Below are 15,240 nucleotides of genomic sequence, written 5' to 3'. Positions count from 1 at the left end.
CCCGCAGCTGCGGGGAATGGGTTTATAACGGGGGCTCAGCGGAGGGAGAATTGGGTATTCTCCCGCACGATTGAAGTGCATCGTCCGAGGGCATGTGCCTACTGTATCAGTTCCTTCCCAACCTCAGTCGGGGGGTAACGGTCAGGCTGCCAGGGCGTGTATGGAAGGCGCGGCACATTTAATGGCCGGCTGTTCCAGAGCTTTTTCCATCAGGCGATGGATGTGAGGAATGTGAGTGATGTCAGGCGGTACATTGGATGAATTGCTGAAGAGCGTCGCGTAGCTCTGGGGATCATAAGGATGGTAGCCATGCATGGCACGGATGGGGCGCTCGCCCATATGGCTGGGAACAATCAGCACACCCTCCTGGACGAGGAAGATGAGTTCCCCAAAACGTCCGTCTGCAAAATGAGCGCGGAAACGCTTCAGTTCTTCTTCTGGCATGATGCGGCCTTCCGGCACGCCTTGCAAAACGAGGGGGATCTTCTGACGTGCCGCGTCGCTGAAAAACCAGAAGCGGGCCATGGTGCTGTCATAAACTACGTTGTAGTCGGTGCCGATGCGCAAACCCAGTTCGTCGATTTTGCTGCGGAGATCCAGATGCTGATCGCAGTTTGCCATGCCGTGGTCGCTGAAGACGTGAAGGTTGACCTCACGGTAGTGCTTTTGAGCCACCGTCATGGTCTGAGTGATCCAGGCTTCGTACTCAGCCAGCTTGGTGTCAATCTCGGGCGATTGATTGCCCACACGATGCAGCAGGCCATCCAACCCGGCCCAGTACTGAAAGGCGAAGTCGATGCTTTCGTCTTCGATATTGGCAATCAGCCGATCACGATTGGTTTTTTCACTCAGATTGGGCTCGGTGACAAAATAGGGCACGCCTTTCTCAACCAGAAGATCAAACACATTGGGACCTTGGTTCATGCCGCGCGGCTGCAGCGGGCTTTTCTTCTCGGTGAAGTCAAACAGATGGATGAGGTGGAATGGAATGTTGTAGAGATCGAAGTAGCCTTTGAACCCCAGAGTCGATTTAACAATCTTGGTGAGATAGCGCCGAACGATGCGGCGGCTGGTCAGTGCTTTGGGGAGCCAGCGAAGCCAGCTCAGGCTGCGGAAAGGAGAGTTCTTTGGATCATGGATGAAGTAGCACCAGTTGTGATGCTCATCTGGCCAGCGGCCGCTGAGGATGCTGGGAACGCAGGTGCTGCTGTAGCCGAAGACGCTTTCGAGCTTGCGGCGGTGAGGCGCGAGCGTACGGAGAAACTGAGGGCGGTCCTTGATGATCTCCCACCCGCAGGCGTCGATCATGATGAAAAGATCCAGGCGTTGTTTCATACGGCGGTAAGTTGAGGTTCCAGAGGCGCGGAGGAGGTCGAGATCAATCGCTCGACTTCGCGGCGGAGCAGAGCGGGACTGAAAGGCTTGGAGACAAACATCGTGGCTGTCTCAAATCCTTGGTACTGGCCCACAGCAAGCTGTCCACGGGAGCTGAGAATAATGACAGGGATGTCGCGTGTCGCGGGATCGGCCTTCAGCATCTGGAGGGCCGCCTTGCCATCCATCACCGGCATGATGTGATCAAGCAGAATGACGCAGGGCTGGTGGCTCCTGGCCAGGTTCACGGCTTCCTGGCCGTCTCCAGCAAGCAAGATGGGATGACCAAGCGGCTTCATGCTGAGTTCTGCCACACGGCGCATGTGTGGCTCGTCATCGACGACGAGTATGGGGCTATCCTTTGGCATGAGACAGGGAGTTTTGGGTGTTGGCGGTGAGCGTCTGCGCACCACGGGTGATGATCATGAAGGTTGCATCGTCCTGCTGGCTGGCGGCATCCACGGCACTGCGGTGCAAGCGGTGCAGGCTGTCGCGTGAAGTGCCGGCATCTGAGGCAGCCGCAGCGGTGCCCTGCAGCCAGGTGTGGAGTTCATCACGGCTTAGAATGCCGCCACCGGAGACCACGTCACTCAAGCCATCCGTGTGCAGGAGCACATGAGTGAATGAGGCGAGGCTGACCGAAAAATCCTGATAGGCAGCATCAGCGGTGACACCGAGCGGCGGGCCATCGGCGCAGACTTCCTGAATCTGACTTCCGCCACTGAGGAGCAGCGGGGCGTGTCCGGCCCCACAGACCTGCAGAGCGAGTCCGTCAGCGCTGATATGAACAAGCTGTGCCGTGATGAACATGTCCGCCCGATCCAACTCGGCAAACATCGCCTTGTTCAGTCGACTCATGAGACGAGATGGCTGCGAAGCCAGATCCAGATGAGAATGCAGCAGGCTGTGAAAAGCGGTGGCAAACAACGCGGCAGGGACGCCTTTGCCCATGACATCGGCCACGACAAACAAAAGACTGCTGTCAGGCAGGAGGATGGCATCCAGATAGTCTCCACCCACCTCGCCCACGGTGGCCAAGTGGGCCGCACAGTGGACGAAAGGGGTCTGCGGCAGCTCAGCCGGAAGCAGGGAGCGCTGAATGTCAGCGGCGATCTGCAGCTCACGCTTCATGAGGCGGGACTGATTGGCTTCATCCCGTCGGTGCAAACCGTGCAGCAGAGCACCAAGAAAATCGCCAAGGCTGCGCACGACATTCAATTCACGTGCAGATGGTTCCCAGCGAGGTTTAAAAACACCCACAGTCAGCACGCCGGCGAGATCACCACCGCTTTCGAGCGGATGCGAAAGTCCGCTGATATGTTCGCCCGCTTTCCGCAGCGGGTCTGCGGTGGCAAAGGTGGTGCTTTCATCAAACCATTGATCCTGACGAGTGACAGCAGCGAGGGTTTCAACGGCATCGTGGTTGCGAAGTTCCAGCAGCGGATCCCATACGATGGTGGAGGGCACACCGCCTACGATGGGGAGCCTGCCTGCTTCGGTGCCTGCCATGCGCAGCACCAAAAAATCTGCACCTGCAAGTTCACGCAGTTCTTCAAGCCAGCGCGAGGCGAGTGCGACGGGTTCCACATCATTGCCGGCATCTGCGATGAGCCGGAAGATGTTGGCAAGTGTTTCGTAACACGAGGCGACCTCGGCAGTCATGAGTTCGAGAGTTGCCTCAGTGTCCTCCTGGGGCTTTGGGGTCGATTTGCGCTGCGACCTCAGACAGAGCACGTTGTGTCCCTTGCCACGAAGGTAGGACACGTGATCGGTGAGGGAGCTGATGATGAAGAGGCCGCGTCCATGATCGCACTCATCGTCTTCCGGCAGCTCCACATGGTCAGGCCAGTCAAAGCCGCTGGTGTGATCGGTGATGCGGACTTCGATGTCGTGCGCAGACAGCACTGCTTCGATGCGCACTGCGAGCAGAGACTGTTCGGGGGTGGCGTAATTCACTGCATTGTTCGCTGCCTCTGCCAGCACCAGTTCCCATTGCTGGCACTCGTCCGGCAGGATCTGCCGATCTGCCAGCCACTCAATGACCGAGCGAACGGCATTGCGCGCATCATCCAGTGTTGCTGGAAAATCGAGCCGAAAGCCATCGAATTGCTGCTGAGGAACTGACATGAGTGATCAATCGTGGATCATTTCGAAAACGCGATGAAGTCTTGTCAGCTCGATCAACTGGCAGACGGCGGAGGAAGGATTGATCAGTTTCAAGCTGGCTCCACGGGCGCGGAGGTTTTTGTTCAGTGTCAGCAGGACACCGAGGCCGGAGCTGTCGATGAAACGTGTCTTGGACAAATCAATGCAGACTTCTTCATGCCCGGGTTTGATCTCAAGATCAAGGCGGTCGCGCCAGAGGCGTGCGGTGGCGGCGCAGAGTTCGGCAGGGGCGGTGATCTGGGCGGATGCGGTGAGTGTCATGGATTAGGTGCAGGTTTGGGTTGAGCTGGTGGTGGGAATGCCATGGTCTTTGCGGGACAGAGGCAATAAAAAGCGAGGCAGGCAGTGCATGAGGATGCGGATGTTCAGCCGCAGGCTGCGATGAATGGCGTAGCATGCGCTGTGCGCGGTGTCGTTGTCAGTGCTGTGCATGCCGTCGTTCATGATGTCAGCGTAGGAGAAGACGCCCGCGGGGGCGTCGAACCACATGCGTTCAAATTCGCTGGTCAGCAGCGCCGCGCGTGCCTGGGAGAGGGGGCGGTTGCCCACGAGGTGCATGTCGCCACGCCAGACGGACCACAGCTCAGGCCAGCGGGAAAACAGACCTGGTGCGGATGTGAGTGAATAAAGACGCGTGCTGGGGCTGAAGCGGTCCTGCTTGTTGGGTGGAGGCAGCACGACCTGCCGACTCTCCAAAGCAGACTGCCATTTCACAATGCGAGTCCAAAGTGCATACAGCAGCGCCAGCGGAGAAGTCAGCAGCATCAGCAGGAGCCCGACAATGCGGGTAAGCCAGCCGCTGCGAACACCGCCAAAAGGCTGATGAGTGAGGTTGGCGAGCAGAAAGTCATCCGTCACCTCCAGGAACGAGCCCTTGCTCCAGTTTTCGATGCCTCCCCCCCAGGCAAAGGAGTTTTGAACATTGGTCAGGGCGCCCACATAAGTGTTCGGTCCCACCCAGCTTTCACTGACGATGGCGTGGCGGTCAATGTAAGCGGCTTCTTCGATGACAGTGCCCGCGAGAATCTGTGCATTGTCTCCGACGATGACCTGGGGGCCGATCCAGACCGGGCCTTCGATTTTTGCCGTGGCTGCAATGCGCGCCCGTGTGCTGACATGCACCTCCGGGGCGATCTCGCGCATGGTCAGGTGTGATTCGGGCGGTGTGCCACGCAGATTGCCCAGCATGATTTCGAACAAGGCTGCAGAGCTCTCCCACAGCGGCTTGTGCGGCATCGACGGCAGGGTGTCCAGCGTGATGATGTTGGGAGCTATTCCCAATGAATCTTTGCCCGTGAAACGCAAGCGCGTTTCCTCAATGCTGGGCTCGCGTTTGACGGAAAGAACGGTGATGGACAATCCCCAGCGTCCGCCTTGATCCACTGCATGCCGAATCTCCTGTGGCCGATCAGCAGCCAGAATGGTGGCATGCTTGACGCCTGCTGCGGCGAGATGTTCCAGCCAGAGGTCCAGCAAAGTACGGCCCAATACGGGCCAGAGAGCGAGAGGACGAATGCGGCGGGCAAAGCCGGCGCATTTACGATAATCCGGGCAGATGATAAAAACGTCCATGGTTACATGCCTTTGCCCAGCACGATGGCTGGAATGGTTTTGAGCAGGATCCAGAGATCACGCAGGAAGGAGTGGCTTTCGATGTAGCGCACATCGAGGGAGACCTGCTCGCCGAAGTCGATGTTGTTGCGGTCGCCGATTTCCCAGAAGCGGCCTTCGCGCTCGCCGACCTGCCACAGGCAGGTGATGCCAGGCTTGGCATGGAGACGGCGGCGGTCGGCGCTGGAATAGAGAGCCGCCTCACGTGGCAGACACGGACGCGGCCCGACGATGGACATGTCTCCCCTGAGCACATTGAGAAACTGGGGCAGTTCGTCGATGGAAGCTTTGCGAATGAAGCGTCCGATGGGTGTGACGCGCGGGTCGTTCTTCATTTTGAAGGTGACGCCTTGAGATTTTTCGTTTTGGGCGAGGAGTTGATTCAGCTTGGCTTCGGCATCAATGCACATGGAACGGAACTTCAGCATTTCGAAGTCACGGCCATTGAACCCGATGCGCCGTTGTTTGAAAAAAACCGGTCCTCCGTCCCGGCGGATCAGCAAGGCGATGACGGTCATCAGCGGTGCGGCAAGGATCAATGCGATGATGCTGATCAAGATATCGAACAGCCGTTTGACGGCGTGCGTGCCATTGACGACTGCGAGCCACATGCAGCGTTTGAAACGCATAGCAAAGCGCATTCTCAGGCGCCCCAGCCGGCTCTGGGCCTTGAGGATGCGCCGCACTTGGGGTTCATCGGAAACGGACGTTTTTTTCATTACGCAGGAACTGTAATGGCGGGCTTTGAACTGTAACCCCCCTCAAGTGGGGGACTGTGAGGTGCACTGCGGCTGGATTCGCCGATGGCACGTTCAAACATTGTCTCTAAACCGGCGATGTAGGCGGGGAAATCGTAGCGTGCGCTGACAAGCCGGAGGCCGTTTTCACCCAGTTGTTTTGCCCGCGCTTTGTTTTGCAACAGGTCATCGAGACCGGCGGCAAATGCATCACGATTCATCCATGGAATGAGATGGCCGTTGAATCCGTCTTTGAGCCAGTCCTTGATGCCACCCGCGTCAAACGCCACGACTGGCAGCGCGTAACGCATGACTTCGAGGCCGATGGTGGCGATCGGCTCCGGCCACACACTGCTGAGCGCGACGACGCTGCATTCGCGGTAGTAGGCCTTGAGTTCTTCCTGCGGAATAAAGCCCTTGAAATGAACACGGTCTTCAAGGCCGAGTTTCCGGCTCAGCTCTTCGCAATAGGCCTTGTGATTGCCATCACCGAGAATGATGCACTCAAACTTGGACTTTACCCGGGCGAGGGATTCCAGCAGCACGTCCACCCCTTTGCCACGAATGATCTGTCCAGCGTAGAGAATGAGATTGCGATCGCTGAAGGAACTGCGCAGGTCGGGGTCGCCCATGCGTGGCACGGGGGCATGGATTTCGATTCGACCGGCCTCGAAACCGTTGTGAAGCAGTTCATCACGCATGTATTCCGTGACCACTGCCATGCGATGAAAGCGACGGTTGAGAGCGATCTCGCGCTGCTTGGCTCGGTAGCTGACCCATTTGAGCGGGAAGCCGCCGCTGTTGTTTTTAACGACACAGGCTCCACAGCCAAACACGCAGTAAAGGGAGGCGGCACGTGTGCAGATTTTGCGGGAGAAGTAATGATACTTGTAGCTGCGCATGCAATAGATGTCGTGATCATGCACCATGCGAACGAGAGGCAGTCCGCTGTCCACCAGGGTCTGAATCACTTCGAGATCAGCCATTTTGTGCACATAGACAGCGTCAGGCCGAAACGCTGCGAGGGCAGCACGAGTCTGTGCGGCGGTGTCGCCTGACAGCGCAAAGCGTTCATTGAACACGCGGCTCCAGCCGTCTTCGTTTTTGCCGGTGCCTGGTCCGTGCAAAATGCCTGTGTGATGGCCTCGTGCGCTGAGTTCTTGAGCGGTGATGAAGGCGTTTGCCTCAGCGCCTGCCAGGGCACCAAACCGTTCGTGGACATATAGGATTTTCATGAGGTGATGGTGGTGGTGCGGAGATGAGTCAGTTCTTCACGCAAGGAGGGTTCGGCCGTGGCAAAACCACGCCTGATCTGCGCGACCAGAAAAGGCTGGTCGGCACGACTGTCGGATTCAGCCAGATGCTCGAGATCGCGGCAGAGAGAATGAATGTGCGTGAGGCCGAAGAGTGAACTGCTGCCTTTCAAGGAATGTGCGGTGCGCCGCAGCGCGGGCTGATCCTGACCCGCCGCGAGCTTTTCGAGATCTGTGATGCGTTCAGGCGTGTCTTTGAGCCAGTTTTCGATCAATTCCGCCGTGTCTTCGACGCTCAATTCATCCGCCAGCAGTTTGACGGCATCTTTGGCGGTGCTGACTTCTTCTTCGGTCCAGCCGCTGGTGTGCTCCGGCTCTTTGGCCGGCTCCAGCACATGAATACGCGCAAGAGCCTCGGTGAGAGCCTTGGCTCGCAACGGCTTGGAGACATAGTCATCCATGCCTGCTTCGAAGCAACGTTCACGTTCACCATCCATAACATTCGCCGTCATGGCGATGATGCGGCAGCGCGGGCGCTGCCAGTGTGTGCTGGCTTCGATTTCACGAATGGCACGCGTCGCCTCGTGGCCATCCATGTGCGGCATGTGACAGTCCATCAGGATGGCGTCATAGGCGCGGGCGGCGAATTGATCGACGGCTTGTTCTCCATCACGGGCCACGTCGGCGCTGAAGCCGTGCTTTTCCAGCATCATGATAGCCATGCGCAGATTGACCTCGTTATCTTCCACGACCAGCAGACGCGGTTTGTAGGCGCAAGATGGCTGGAGCGACTCTTCGTGAGATTTTGCGTTGAGTTCATTTTCAGCCTGCTTTTCAGCCTCAGAGTCTTCACGCACTGGCAGCTTGAACCAAAAACGTGAGCCTAGACCCGGCGTGCTGACCACGCCGATGGAACCTCCCATCAGTTCCACGAGGCGTTTGCTGATGGCAAGGCCCAGACCCGTGCCGCCGAAGCGTCGAGTCGTGGAGCTGTCCACTTGTGAGAATGCCTGGAAGAGCTTGCGTTGCTGCTCCTCATCCATGCCGATGCCGCTATCGATTACGCTGATCTCGATCTGCTCTGCTTCGCCTTCTGGAACGGTCACGCGGTTGACATGAATGCAGATGCTGCCGTGATCGGTGAATTTGATGCCATTGCCGACGAGATTCATCAGAATCTGGCGAAGGCGGCCGGGATCCCCTTTGAGGGCGAGAGGCACATTGGGATCAATCTCTACCTTTAAATCGACGCCGCGTGAGATGGCTTTGTGCTGCAGCAAACCCACGACACCATCGACGATGGAATCCAAGCGGCAGGTTTCATCGACGAGATCCAGTCTGCGCGCCTCGATTTTGGAGAAATCGAGGATGTCTTCGATGATAGTCATGAGTGCTTCACCGCTTTGACGCACGGCATCCACCATTTCATGCTGTCTGGAATCCAATTGCGTGTCGAGCAGCAAGGAAGACATGCCGATGATGCCGTTCATGGGGGTGCGGATTTCGTGGCTCATGGTGGCCAGGAACTCGCTTTTGGCTCGATTGGCACTCTCGGCGGCCTCCTTGGCGCTCACCAGATTCTGCTCCACGCACTTGCGCACGATGAACTGGCCGAGCTGGTTGCCGATGCCGGAGAATGCTTCCAGCAGAGATTCCTCAGGGGCATGTGCATCACAGCTGAACAATTCAAGGACTCCGAGAATGTCTCCCTGGGCCACGATGGGAAACGCGATCGCACCGTGTAAATGGCACTTCTTGGCCATGCCTGAGCGCGGGCACTCTGCGTGTTCCGCCACATCACGAATCCACTGCGGCTGCCCACTGTGCAAGACGATGCCCGGCAACCCGTGGCCGGCTTTAAAGGTTAAAGTCCGTGACAGTTCCACAAAGCCGGTGATGTCTTTGAGCGGTGAATGCCAGATCTCCGCCAGATGCAGTTTCTGCTGATCTGAGTCCAGCATCCACAATGATCCTGCGATCCAGCCGAGCTGGTTACAGATAAGCTGAATGACCTTTGCCGCAGCCTGGCGAATCGAATCCGCCTCGGCCAGTGTGCGACTGGTGGAGAACTGCAACGCACGACGCTGATCTGCCTGCCGGCGCTGGGTGACATCGCTTTCGATGGACATGAAGTTGACCACTTCGCCTGCTTCGTTGCGAATCGGCTGGATTTCGATCGAAGACCAGTATTTCCGGCCAGAGCGATGGAAATTGAGCATCTCCACGCGAAATCCACGCTGCTGCTGCAAGCACTGGTTCATGAAATTGTCCGCGCCAGGATCTGCCTCAGGACAGCGCAAAAAGTCTCCGGGCTGCCGTCCAATGACTTCCTCCAACTGCCAGCCGGTCATACGGGTAAAGCCTTCATTCACCCATTCGATGTGCCCCGCTGCATCCGTGACGATCACTGCGTTGTCTGTTCTTGCAGCGACAAGTGCCAGCTTGTGGGATTGTTCCTCCTGTTCGCGCATTTGGATGCGCTGCTCTGTGAGCTGGCTGGCGAGACGCTGCAAATCCGTGGTCACTTTGCGCTGCATCTGCAGCACCTGAAGCAGATCCAGAGTCTGGTCATGCACGGCAAAGTCCTGGGTCGTCAGGCCCATCTGATGGGCCTGGTCCGGCTCCGTAAGCCAGGGCGAGGCAAGCATGATGCCGCGCCGAGGACGATCGAGGAGCATGACCTGGCCACGCAGGATCACTCTTTGTCTCCGGTCTTCCAGCAGAAAGAGGCGTTCCGGATTGGCACGCGCATGGGCGTCGCAAAATTCTCCTTCGGGACTTTGTGAATGGAAGACATCCTGCAACCGAGCTCCGGGCACTGCCCGCGGGCAAATTTTCAGCAGAGAGGCACCGGACTCTGTGATGATGTCATTCGCATCCCAGGCAAAGTAGAACGGGAACACCCGGGCGAAGTCCCGCATGCTGACATGTCCGTAGTCCAAAGAGCTGGAACTTGCCCTGTTCATGCCGCGAGTGATGTCCAGCGCACTTCGAAGGCATCAGATCCAGCCCAAGTGGCTTTCGATTCGCTTAAATTGACTGCTGGCACAGGTTCGGCGGAACGATGTGATACTAGCACTAAGAAGGAGTTGAAAATTGCGGCATTACCTGCACGAAAATCAATTCCGTGTTTGGCGGCGGGGTGATCTTCAATGCCTTTATTACGAATGATGTACATGCGAAGAGAAGCGGGGTTTCGCAAATATCGCAGTTCATGCCGGGCAGTCATTCCCCGCAGATGCGGGGAATCATCTCATGACAGGCTGATTTATTGACGGCTTGCTCTTGGATTGAGCTTATCAGTCAGGTCCTCACGCGCCACCAAGCGAAGCTGGTGGATTTGCAGAGAGGCCGCAGGTTCTCCTGCTGCCAGAAAGAGGACCAACTGGCGTACATGCTTGGGCAGATCGGAGCTTGGCCATGGGATTTGAATTCGGTGTCGGCCCGGCTTCATCCACGCTCCGGCCCGAAGGCGTGGCCCTGCTGCACTGTTTAAGTCGAGCCGCAATCCCACTTCGACTGCCTCCGAAGCCTCCAAGGTTCCGTCAATCTCCAAGCGATCAAAGGACGACCAATCACGATCGAGGGTATCTAGATGAGCGCTGGCCGCTTTTTGACTGGTGCGTTCCAAGATCATTTGGCCATGTCGCTTGATTTGCTGGCTGTAGACATCCCCCGTGGGTTCTAATGACCAAAAAAAGCCTCCTAATTCTTCGGTGAAATTAGTCAGTATAGGAAACCGTCTCTCAGCAGACTGTCTTGCCATCATGACCTTCGCTGTCCATCCCAAAGGCGGTGAAAGAAGGCCAACCATGGCCAGAACGCGCACGATTACTCGCAGCCACACTGAATGAAACATAGCGGCACTGTTCCAAAGGGTGGCGGCGCCAATCCCTGCCATGCCCCACATGAAATCCCCGATGTCTGCGGTGCGGTGAAACCAAGGTTGTACGATTTCCACCAAGGCGGCCAGAAGAGATGCGGACAGAGCAGCCGATACCAGGCGGCACTTGTTCTTGCGGATGATGGCTCTGCACAAAACCTCCAATCCCACACAGCAGACTCCCATCATGGGTACATGCATGCGGTTGAGGAACTCAGCCCGCCAGCCTGCATTCCAGCCTTCTGGTAGTGGCAGCATGAATGCGAGACCAATCCCAACCAACAGGGATGACCGAACCATGGAAGGCGGAGATATACGCTTCAAACCGGGTGATTACAAAAGGGACGCGGCATACAGATTACTGCGAAGAAAAAGTCTGGCAATTGCCATGATGCCGAAGCAACGAAAAGATTTGAGTGGGAGAATCAAAGGTGTTTTCCACGGCTAACGCGGCGGTATTTATTTGCCACAGTGGTTGCAGAGCAAACCCTGACGACTCTACTATTGCGGGTGAACACGCTTTTGAAAACCGCCCTGCAATTCACTCAGCCCTTATGTTTAATCTGGCTCCTGCTGGGACTTTGGCTGTTGCGGCTGTTTTGGACCCGCCGTTGTGGCAGCTTGTGGATGCCTGCTTTATCCTGGCTGCTGCTCACGGTCATCTCCTGCACGCCAATAGCGTCCATTCTCCTGGCAAATCTTGAGGATCAGATTCCCAAGGTTCAATTGAAGCAACTACCGGCGGCGGATGCGATTCTTTGTCTTGGGGGTGGCGTTGAGCCCTCATTGTCAGAGCCCATGGGATTTCATCTGAAAATTGGCGCTGACCGTCTGAGCACAGCACTCACACTTGCGGCCGCAGGGAAGGCTCCATTGCTGATCTTGGGAGGCGGCGGATATCCGCACGAGGGGCGGATGTTTTCTGAGGCGGATGCAGTTCGTGACCACCTCTCAGCTCACGTTCCTCTCAACACCCAATTGCACAGCATCGGAGCATGCAGTGACACGCATGATGAGGCGATGAAGGTCGCGGCGCTGGTGAAGCAGCGCGGCTTGAAGCGACTTCTGCTCGTCACCAGCGCAAGCCATATGCCGCGTGCCGTGGCCACCTTCAGCAAGGCCGGCGTCCAAGTGATTCCTGTTCCCTGCAACTACCTGAGCAGCCTCAATCATCTGGGCGATCTCCAATGGTTGCATTGGCCCAGCTATCATGGATTTGAGATTTTCGCCTTTTGGATGCACGAGATCATCGGCCATTACGTGTACCTCTGGCGTGGGTGGATTTGAGCAGCCCCAACGCTTGGGCTGTTGGATGGACCAAAGCCTTCTCGTTGCACAAAGGTGTTCTCCAAGTAACTGATCGTACGACCTGCGCTCCCTTGCTGTTCAGGAACAGAAAATCTCTACTCCCGCATGGAATCCGAACCTCACGGTTGCCCGACACCTGTCTTATTTTTGATTCATCGGCGTCCTCAGCTCACCGCCCGTAGTTTTGCGGCTATTCGGCAGGCGAGGCCTGAGCACCTTTTGGTGGCTGCTGATGGGCCGGAAGACGATGCACTCTGCCAGGAGACGAGAAGGCTGGTGAAAGAGGGGATCGACTGGCCCTGCAATGTTCAAACCCGGTTCTCAGCGACGCGCTTAGGCTGTAGAAATGCTGTCTCTCAAGCCCTCGACTGGGCATTTGCCGAACATGAGCGTGTGATTGTGCTGGAGGACGACTGTCTGCCGGAGCCTTCCTTTTTTTGCTTCTGCACGGAACTGCTGGCGCATTACCAGGATGACGAAAGGGTGATGCAGATCTGCGGCAGCAATCTCAGCGGTCATGCCGCGCAGGATGGCTGCAGCTATTACAGTTCGCGTTTCGCCACGATATGGGGGTGGGCGAGCTGGCGCAGGGCATGGAAGCAGTACGACGTGACACTGCAACGGTGGATGGAGCAGGGTTCAAAAGCAGGTTTGGAAGCCGCATGTAAGTTCCAAGGGGAGGCTGCGTGGAGAAAAGAGCTGTATGATGGTGCTTCTACGGGTGCCATAGATACTTGGGATATCGCTTGGGAATTTGCCCAGCAGAATTGTAATGGGATTTGTCTGATTCCATCGGTCAATTTGATTTCCAATCTCGGATGGGGTCTCGAAGCAACGCATACGCATGATGTGCACGACGCACGCGCTTGCATGAAAACTAGCCCGATAGATTTTCCTCTCCGGCATCCTTGCCACCTTGCAGCCTACAATCAGGCTGACAGGAGCTATTTTAATCACTATTGCCGCCGCCCATCCTTGCTCATTCGACTTGGTCGGAAGTTAGTTCGCCTATTGAGGAGAATGATGCGATGAGCGAGGTGCTTCTGAAAGCGAGGGCGCTGGCCTATCGGCTGGCAATCACCACGGTGAAGATTTTGGTGCATCCGCGCCGCCCTGTTTTCTATCGTCTTGCCATTCTTAAACTGGACAGAATTGGCGATGCCGTGTTGTCGCTGGGTGCGGTGAGAAAACTTCTGTCCGTCTTTCGGGAGGATGAGACTCTTTTGATCGTGTCCAGCATGGCAGCCCCCCTTTACCGCATGGAGTTTCCAGCAGCAAAACTGTTGTTGATGCCGGCTTTTTGTGAACGGTTTTGGCCGGACTTCTTGATCCGGATCGTGCGGTATGCCTGGTCGCTTCGTGCCATTGAAGCTGAGCATCTCGTGTGCTTGCGTCATCAGCACTCGGACTATTTGCATGCAATCGCCATGATGATCAATGCCGATCAATGCCATGCCTCCAGATGGGAGGGAAACATGGAGCGTACGAGTTTGTCATTCCCGAGATGTCTGATGAGTTCTTACCCGGCCAAATCGCCGGATGCTTGTTTGGAATTGGAGGCGCATCGTCGTGTTGTCGAGAGTGTCCTGGCCTCCAGTGTAGATATCGATGAGATGATGCCCAAGTTGCGGCATATCAAGGTCGTGGACGGAGACTCGCTCCTTGTATGCCCGGTTGCAGGGGACCCGATCCGCCAGTATCCGGCAGATCTCTTGGCAGAATCCATTCAGTTGTTCCTGCAACAGTGGCCCAACATGCCGGTGCAAGTTTGTTTGCCGCCCGGTTCGGACCAGAAGCATTGGGAAATTGCATTGCAAAACAGGCGGATACCTAGGGTCCAATGGCTTTTTCCAAACGATTTAGAAACTCTGATCAATCTCATCGCCCGTGCACGGATCGTCCTCGCACCAGATTCTGCGCCGTCCCACATCGCGACGGCTCTTGATAAGCCGGGCGTGTTTATCCTTGGCGGAGGGCATTTTGGAATGTTTGCGCCCTGGAGCAAAAGTGAACGTCAAACATGGCTGAACCATGCCAGGGATTGCTACCAATGCCGGTGGAGCTGCACACAGCCCGAACCATACTGTATCACACAGATTGCTCCTGCTGAAATTGCGCGATCTCTATCCGCAGTCATGGTGTGCGAGGCTCTTTAGAGGTGAGATGATCACTCCAGGTAAGGCTGCGGCCTCTCGTTTTGCCTCGTGCATAAATGGAAAGCAGTTTGCGAGCCCACTTGTTATTCAGGATAAGCCGGGTGGTCGGAGTAAAATGGGCGTCGCTAAAGACATGCAGCCCGGGATTGATCTGATAGTAGCGGCAGTGAAGACGTGCCGCCAGAAACTCCAAGGAACGACGCTCGTAAAAAGTGATGTGCTGGCCTGCGTCAAATGCATAGTACCACCAGTCTTTGGAAGGATAAGTGGCCTGGAATGTGAGGGTTGAAAACACCAAGGTCCGGCAGTTGTATTTTTTGAACTGCTGATCAATGAACTCCAGCGGATTGTAAATGTGCTCAAGAACTTCGAATGCGAACAGGGCATCTGCATTGCATGAGCCAGGTGGCTCGAAAGTGCTTGCGAAGAGGTTTGGGCAGTAGGGATCGGTGGTAAAGCAGTCAAACCCCTTGTCTCTCAACAGACGTGTCAGCAGGCCGTATCCACCTGCCAGATCCACATAACGCGCATTGCCAGGAAAGGTAAGGGGCAGAAATGTTTGCAAAAAATGACTGTTCTCGATGTTGCGGGCCACCAAGCCGGTGTCTCCAGCGGAGATGGGTTCCTGATAGGCCTCTTCCAGCCAGTAGGGTGCTTCCGTTTGCAGCAGACCGCAGACTGGGCACGAATAATAACTCACGCTGAGTCGGCCAAGCACGGTTTCACGAAAGGCGAACTCCATCGGAGTTTGC

General features: G+C 56.4%; 14 protein-coding genes. 3 read left to right on the top strand and 11 right to left on the bottom strand.

The window, feature by feature from the left end; genetic code table 11:
- Positions 1 to 141 precede the first annotated feature (141 nt).
- The 10 genes from AC3RLQ_RS15645 to AC3RLQ_RS15600 form a co-directional block, all read right to left on the bottom strand.
- Positions 142 to 1,335 (bottom strand): alkaline phosphatase family protein, encoded by a 1,194-nt coding sequence (locus AC3RLQ_RS15645; protein WP_493038643.1) that lies wholly within the window; start codon positions 1,333 to 1,335, stop codon positions 142 to 144.
- Positions 1,332 to 1,742, bottom strand: a complete 411-nt coding sequence (locus tag AC3RLQ_RS15640; RefSeq protein WP_493038641.1) for a response regulator — start codon at positions 1,740 to 1,742, stop codon at positions 1,332 to 1,334. Before AC3RLQ_RS15640 ends, AC3RLQ_RS15645 begins: the two co-directional genes overlap by 4 nt.
- A complete protein-coding gene (locus tag AC3RLQ_RS15635; RefSeq protein WP_493038639.1) occupies positions 1,729 to 3,501 on the bottom strand; it encodes a SpoIIE family protein phosphatase in 1,773 nt (590 codons plus the stop codon). The genes AC3RLQ_RS15640 and AC3RLQ_RS15635 overlap by 14 nt, the downstream gene beginning before the upstream one ends.
- A gap of 6 nt (positions 3,502 to 3,507) precedes the next feature.
- Complete coding sequence (locus AC3RLQ_RS15630; protein WP_422322536.1) at positions 3,508 to 3,801, bottom strand: STAS domain-containing protein; 294 nt, start codon at positions 3,799 to 3,801, stop codon at positions 3,508 to 3,510.
- Positions 3,802 to 3,804: 3 nt separating this feature from the next.
- A complete protein-coding gene (locus tag AC3RLQ_RS15625; RefSeq protein WP_493038637.1) occupies positions 3,805 to 5,112 on the bottom strand; it encodes a sugar transferase in 1,308 nt (435 codons plus the stop codon).
- Between the two features lie 2 nt (positions 5,113 to 5,114).
- Entirely contained in the window at positions 5,115 to 5,870 is a 756-nt protein-coding gene (locus AC3RLQ_RS15620) for a sugar transferase (protein WP_493038635.1), read from the bottom strand.
- On the bottom strand, positions 5,870 to 7,123 hold the full coding sequence (locus AC3RLQ_RS15615) for a glycosyltransferase family 4 protein (protein ID WP_493038633.1): 1,254 nt from the start codon (positions 7,121 to 7,123) through the stop codon (positions 5,870 to 5,872). Before AC3RLQ_RS15615 ends, AC3RLQ_RS15620 begins: the two co-directional genes overlap by 1 nt.
- Positions 7,120 to 10,107: an ATP-binding protein gene (locus tag AC3RLQ_RS15610; protein ID WP_493038631.1), complete on the bottom strand. Its 2,988-nt coding sequence runs from the start codon at positions 10,105 to 10,107 to the stop codon at positions 7,120 to 7,122. The genes AC3RLQ_RS15615 and AC3RLQ_RS15610 overlap by 4 nt, the downstream gene beginning before the upstream one ends.
- Positions 10,104 to 10,319 (bottom strand): hypothetical protein, encoded by a 216-nt coding sequence (locus AC3RLQ_RS15605; protein ID WP_493038629.1) that lies wholly within the window; start codon positions 10,317 to 10,319, stop codon positions 10,104 to 10,106. The genes AC3RLQ_RS15610 and AC3RLQ_RS15605 overlap by 4 nt, the downstream gene beginning before the upstream one ends.
- Before the next feature lie 90 nt (positions 10,320 to 10,409).
- Complete coding sequence (locus AC3RLQ_RS15600; RefSeq protein WP_493038627.1) at positions 10,410 to 11,282, bottom strand: hypothetical protein; 873 nt, start codon at positions 11,280 to 11,282, stop codon at positions 10,410 to 10,412.
- Between the two features lie 264 nt (positions 11,283 to 11,546).
- Here AC3RLQ_RS15600 and AC3RLQ_RS15595 point away from each other — a divergent pair, with 264 nt between their 5' ends.
- The 3 genes from AC3RLQ_RS15595 to AC3RLQ_RS15585 all read left to right on the top strand — a co-directional run bounded on the left by AC3RLQ_RS15595 (position 11,547) and on the right by AC3RLQ_RS15585 (position 14,488).
- The gene (locus tag AC3RLQ_RS15595; protein WP_493038625.1) at positions 11,547 to 12,311 is read left to right on the top strand and encodes a YdcF family protein; all 765 of its coding nucleotides are present in this window, start codon (positions 11,547 to 11,549) and stop codon (positions 12,309 to 12,311) included.
- Between the two features lie 126 nt (positions 12,312 to 12,437).
- Entirely contained in the window at positions 12,438 to 13,364 is a 927-nt protein-coding gene (locus AC3RLQ_RS15590) for a glycosyltransferase family 2 protein (RefSeq protein WP_493038623.1), read from the top strand.
- Entirely contained in the window at positions 13,361 to 14,488 is a 1,128-nt protein-coding gene (locus tag AC3RLQ_RS15585) for a glycosyltransferase family 9 protein (protein WP_493038621.1), read from the top strand. Before AC3RLQ_RS15590 ends, AC3RLQ_RS15585 begins: the two co-directional genes overlap by 4 nt.
- Here the strand turns inward: AC3RLQ_RS15585 and AC3RLQ_RS15580 are convergent.
- The gene (locus AC3RLQ_RS15580) at positions 14,466 to 15,230 is read right to left on the bottom strand and encodes a class I SAM-dependent methyltransferase (protein ID WP_493038619.1); all 765 of its coding nucleotides are present in this window, start codon (positions 15,228 to 15,230) and stop codon (positions 14,466 to 14,468) included. The genes AC3RLQ_RS15585 and AC3RLQ_RS15580 overlap by 23 nt on opposite strands.
- Positions 15,231 to 15,240: the final 10 nt, after the last annotated feature.

This window comes from Prosthecobacter sp. GW821-HT29F12 (assembly GCF_058803405.1).
This window is presented reverse-complemented; position numbering and strand designations above follow the sequence as displayed.

Bases quoted from the DNA above. Each gene is read 5' to 3' on its own strand.
- AC3RLQ_RS15645 (WP_493038643.1), bottom strand. From the start codon at position 1,335: ATGAAACAACGCCTGGATCTTTTCATCATGATCGACGCCTGCGGGTGG.
- AC3RLQ_RS15640 (WP_493038641.1), bottom strand. From the start codon at position 1,742: ATGCCAAAGGATAGCCCCATACTCGTCGTCGATGACGAGCCACACATG.
- AC3RLQ_RS15635 (WP_493038639.1), bottom strand. From the start codon at position 3,501: ATGTCAGTTCCTCAGCAGCAATTCGATGGCTTTCGGCTCGATTTTCCA.
- AC3RLQ_RS15630 (WP_422322536.1), bottom strand. From the start codon at position 3,801: ATGACACTCACCGCATCCGCCCAGATCACCGCCCCTGCCGAACTCTGC.
- AC3RLQ_RS15625 (WP_493038637.1), bottom strand. From the start codon at position 5,112: ATGGACGTTTTTATCATCTGCCCGGATTATCGTAAATGCGCCGGCTTT.
- AC3RLQ_RS15620 (WP_493038635.1), bottom strand. From the start codon at position 5,870: ATGAAAAAAACGTCCGTTTCCGATGAACCCCAAGTGCGGCGCATCCTC.
- AC3RLQ_RS15615 (WP_493038633.1), bottom strand. From the start codon at position 7,123: ATGAAAATCCTATATGTCCACGAACGGTTTGGTGCCCTGGCAGGCGCT.
- AC3RLQ_RS15610 (WP_493038631.1), bottom strand. From the start codon at position 10,107: ATGAACAGGGCAAGTTCCAGCTCTTTGGACTACGGACATGTCAGCATG.
- AC3RLQ_RS15605 (WP_493038629.1), bottom strand. From the start codon at position 10,319: ATGTACATCATTCGTAATAAAGGCATTGAAGATCACCCCGCCGCCAAA.
- AC3RLQ_RS15600 (WP_493038627.1), bottom strand. From the start codon at position 11,282: ATGCTGCCACTACCAGAAGGCTGGAATGCAGGCTGGCGGGCTGAGTTC.
- AC3RLQ_RS15590 (WP_493038623.1), top strand. From the start codon at position 12,438: ATGGAATCCGAACCTCACGGTTGCCCGACACCTGTCTTATTTTTGATT.
- AC3RLQ_RS15585 (WP_493038621.1), top strand. From the start codon at position 13,361: ATGAGCGAGGTGCTTCTGAAAGCGAGGGCGCTGGCCTATCGGCTGGCA.
- AC3RLQ_RS15580 (WP_493038619.1), bottom strand. From the start codon at position 15,230: ATGGAGTTCGCCTTTCGTGAAACCGTGCTTGGCCGACTCAGCGTGAGT.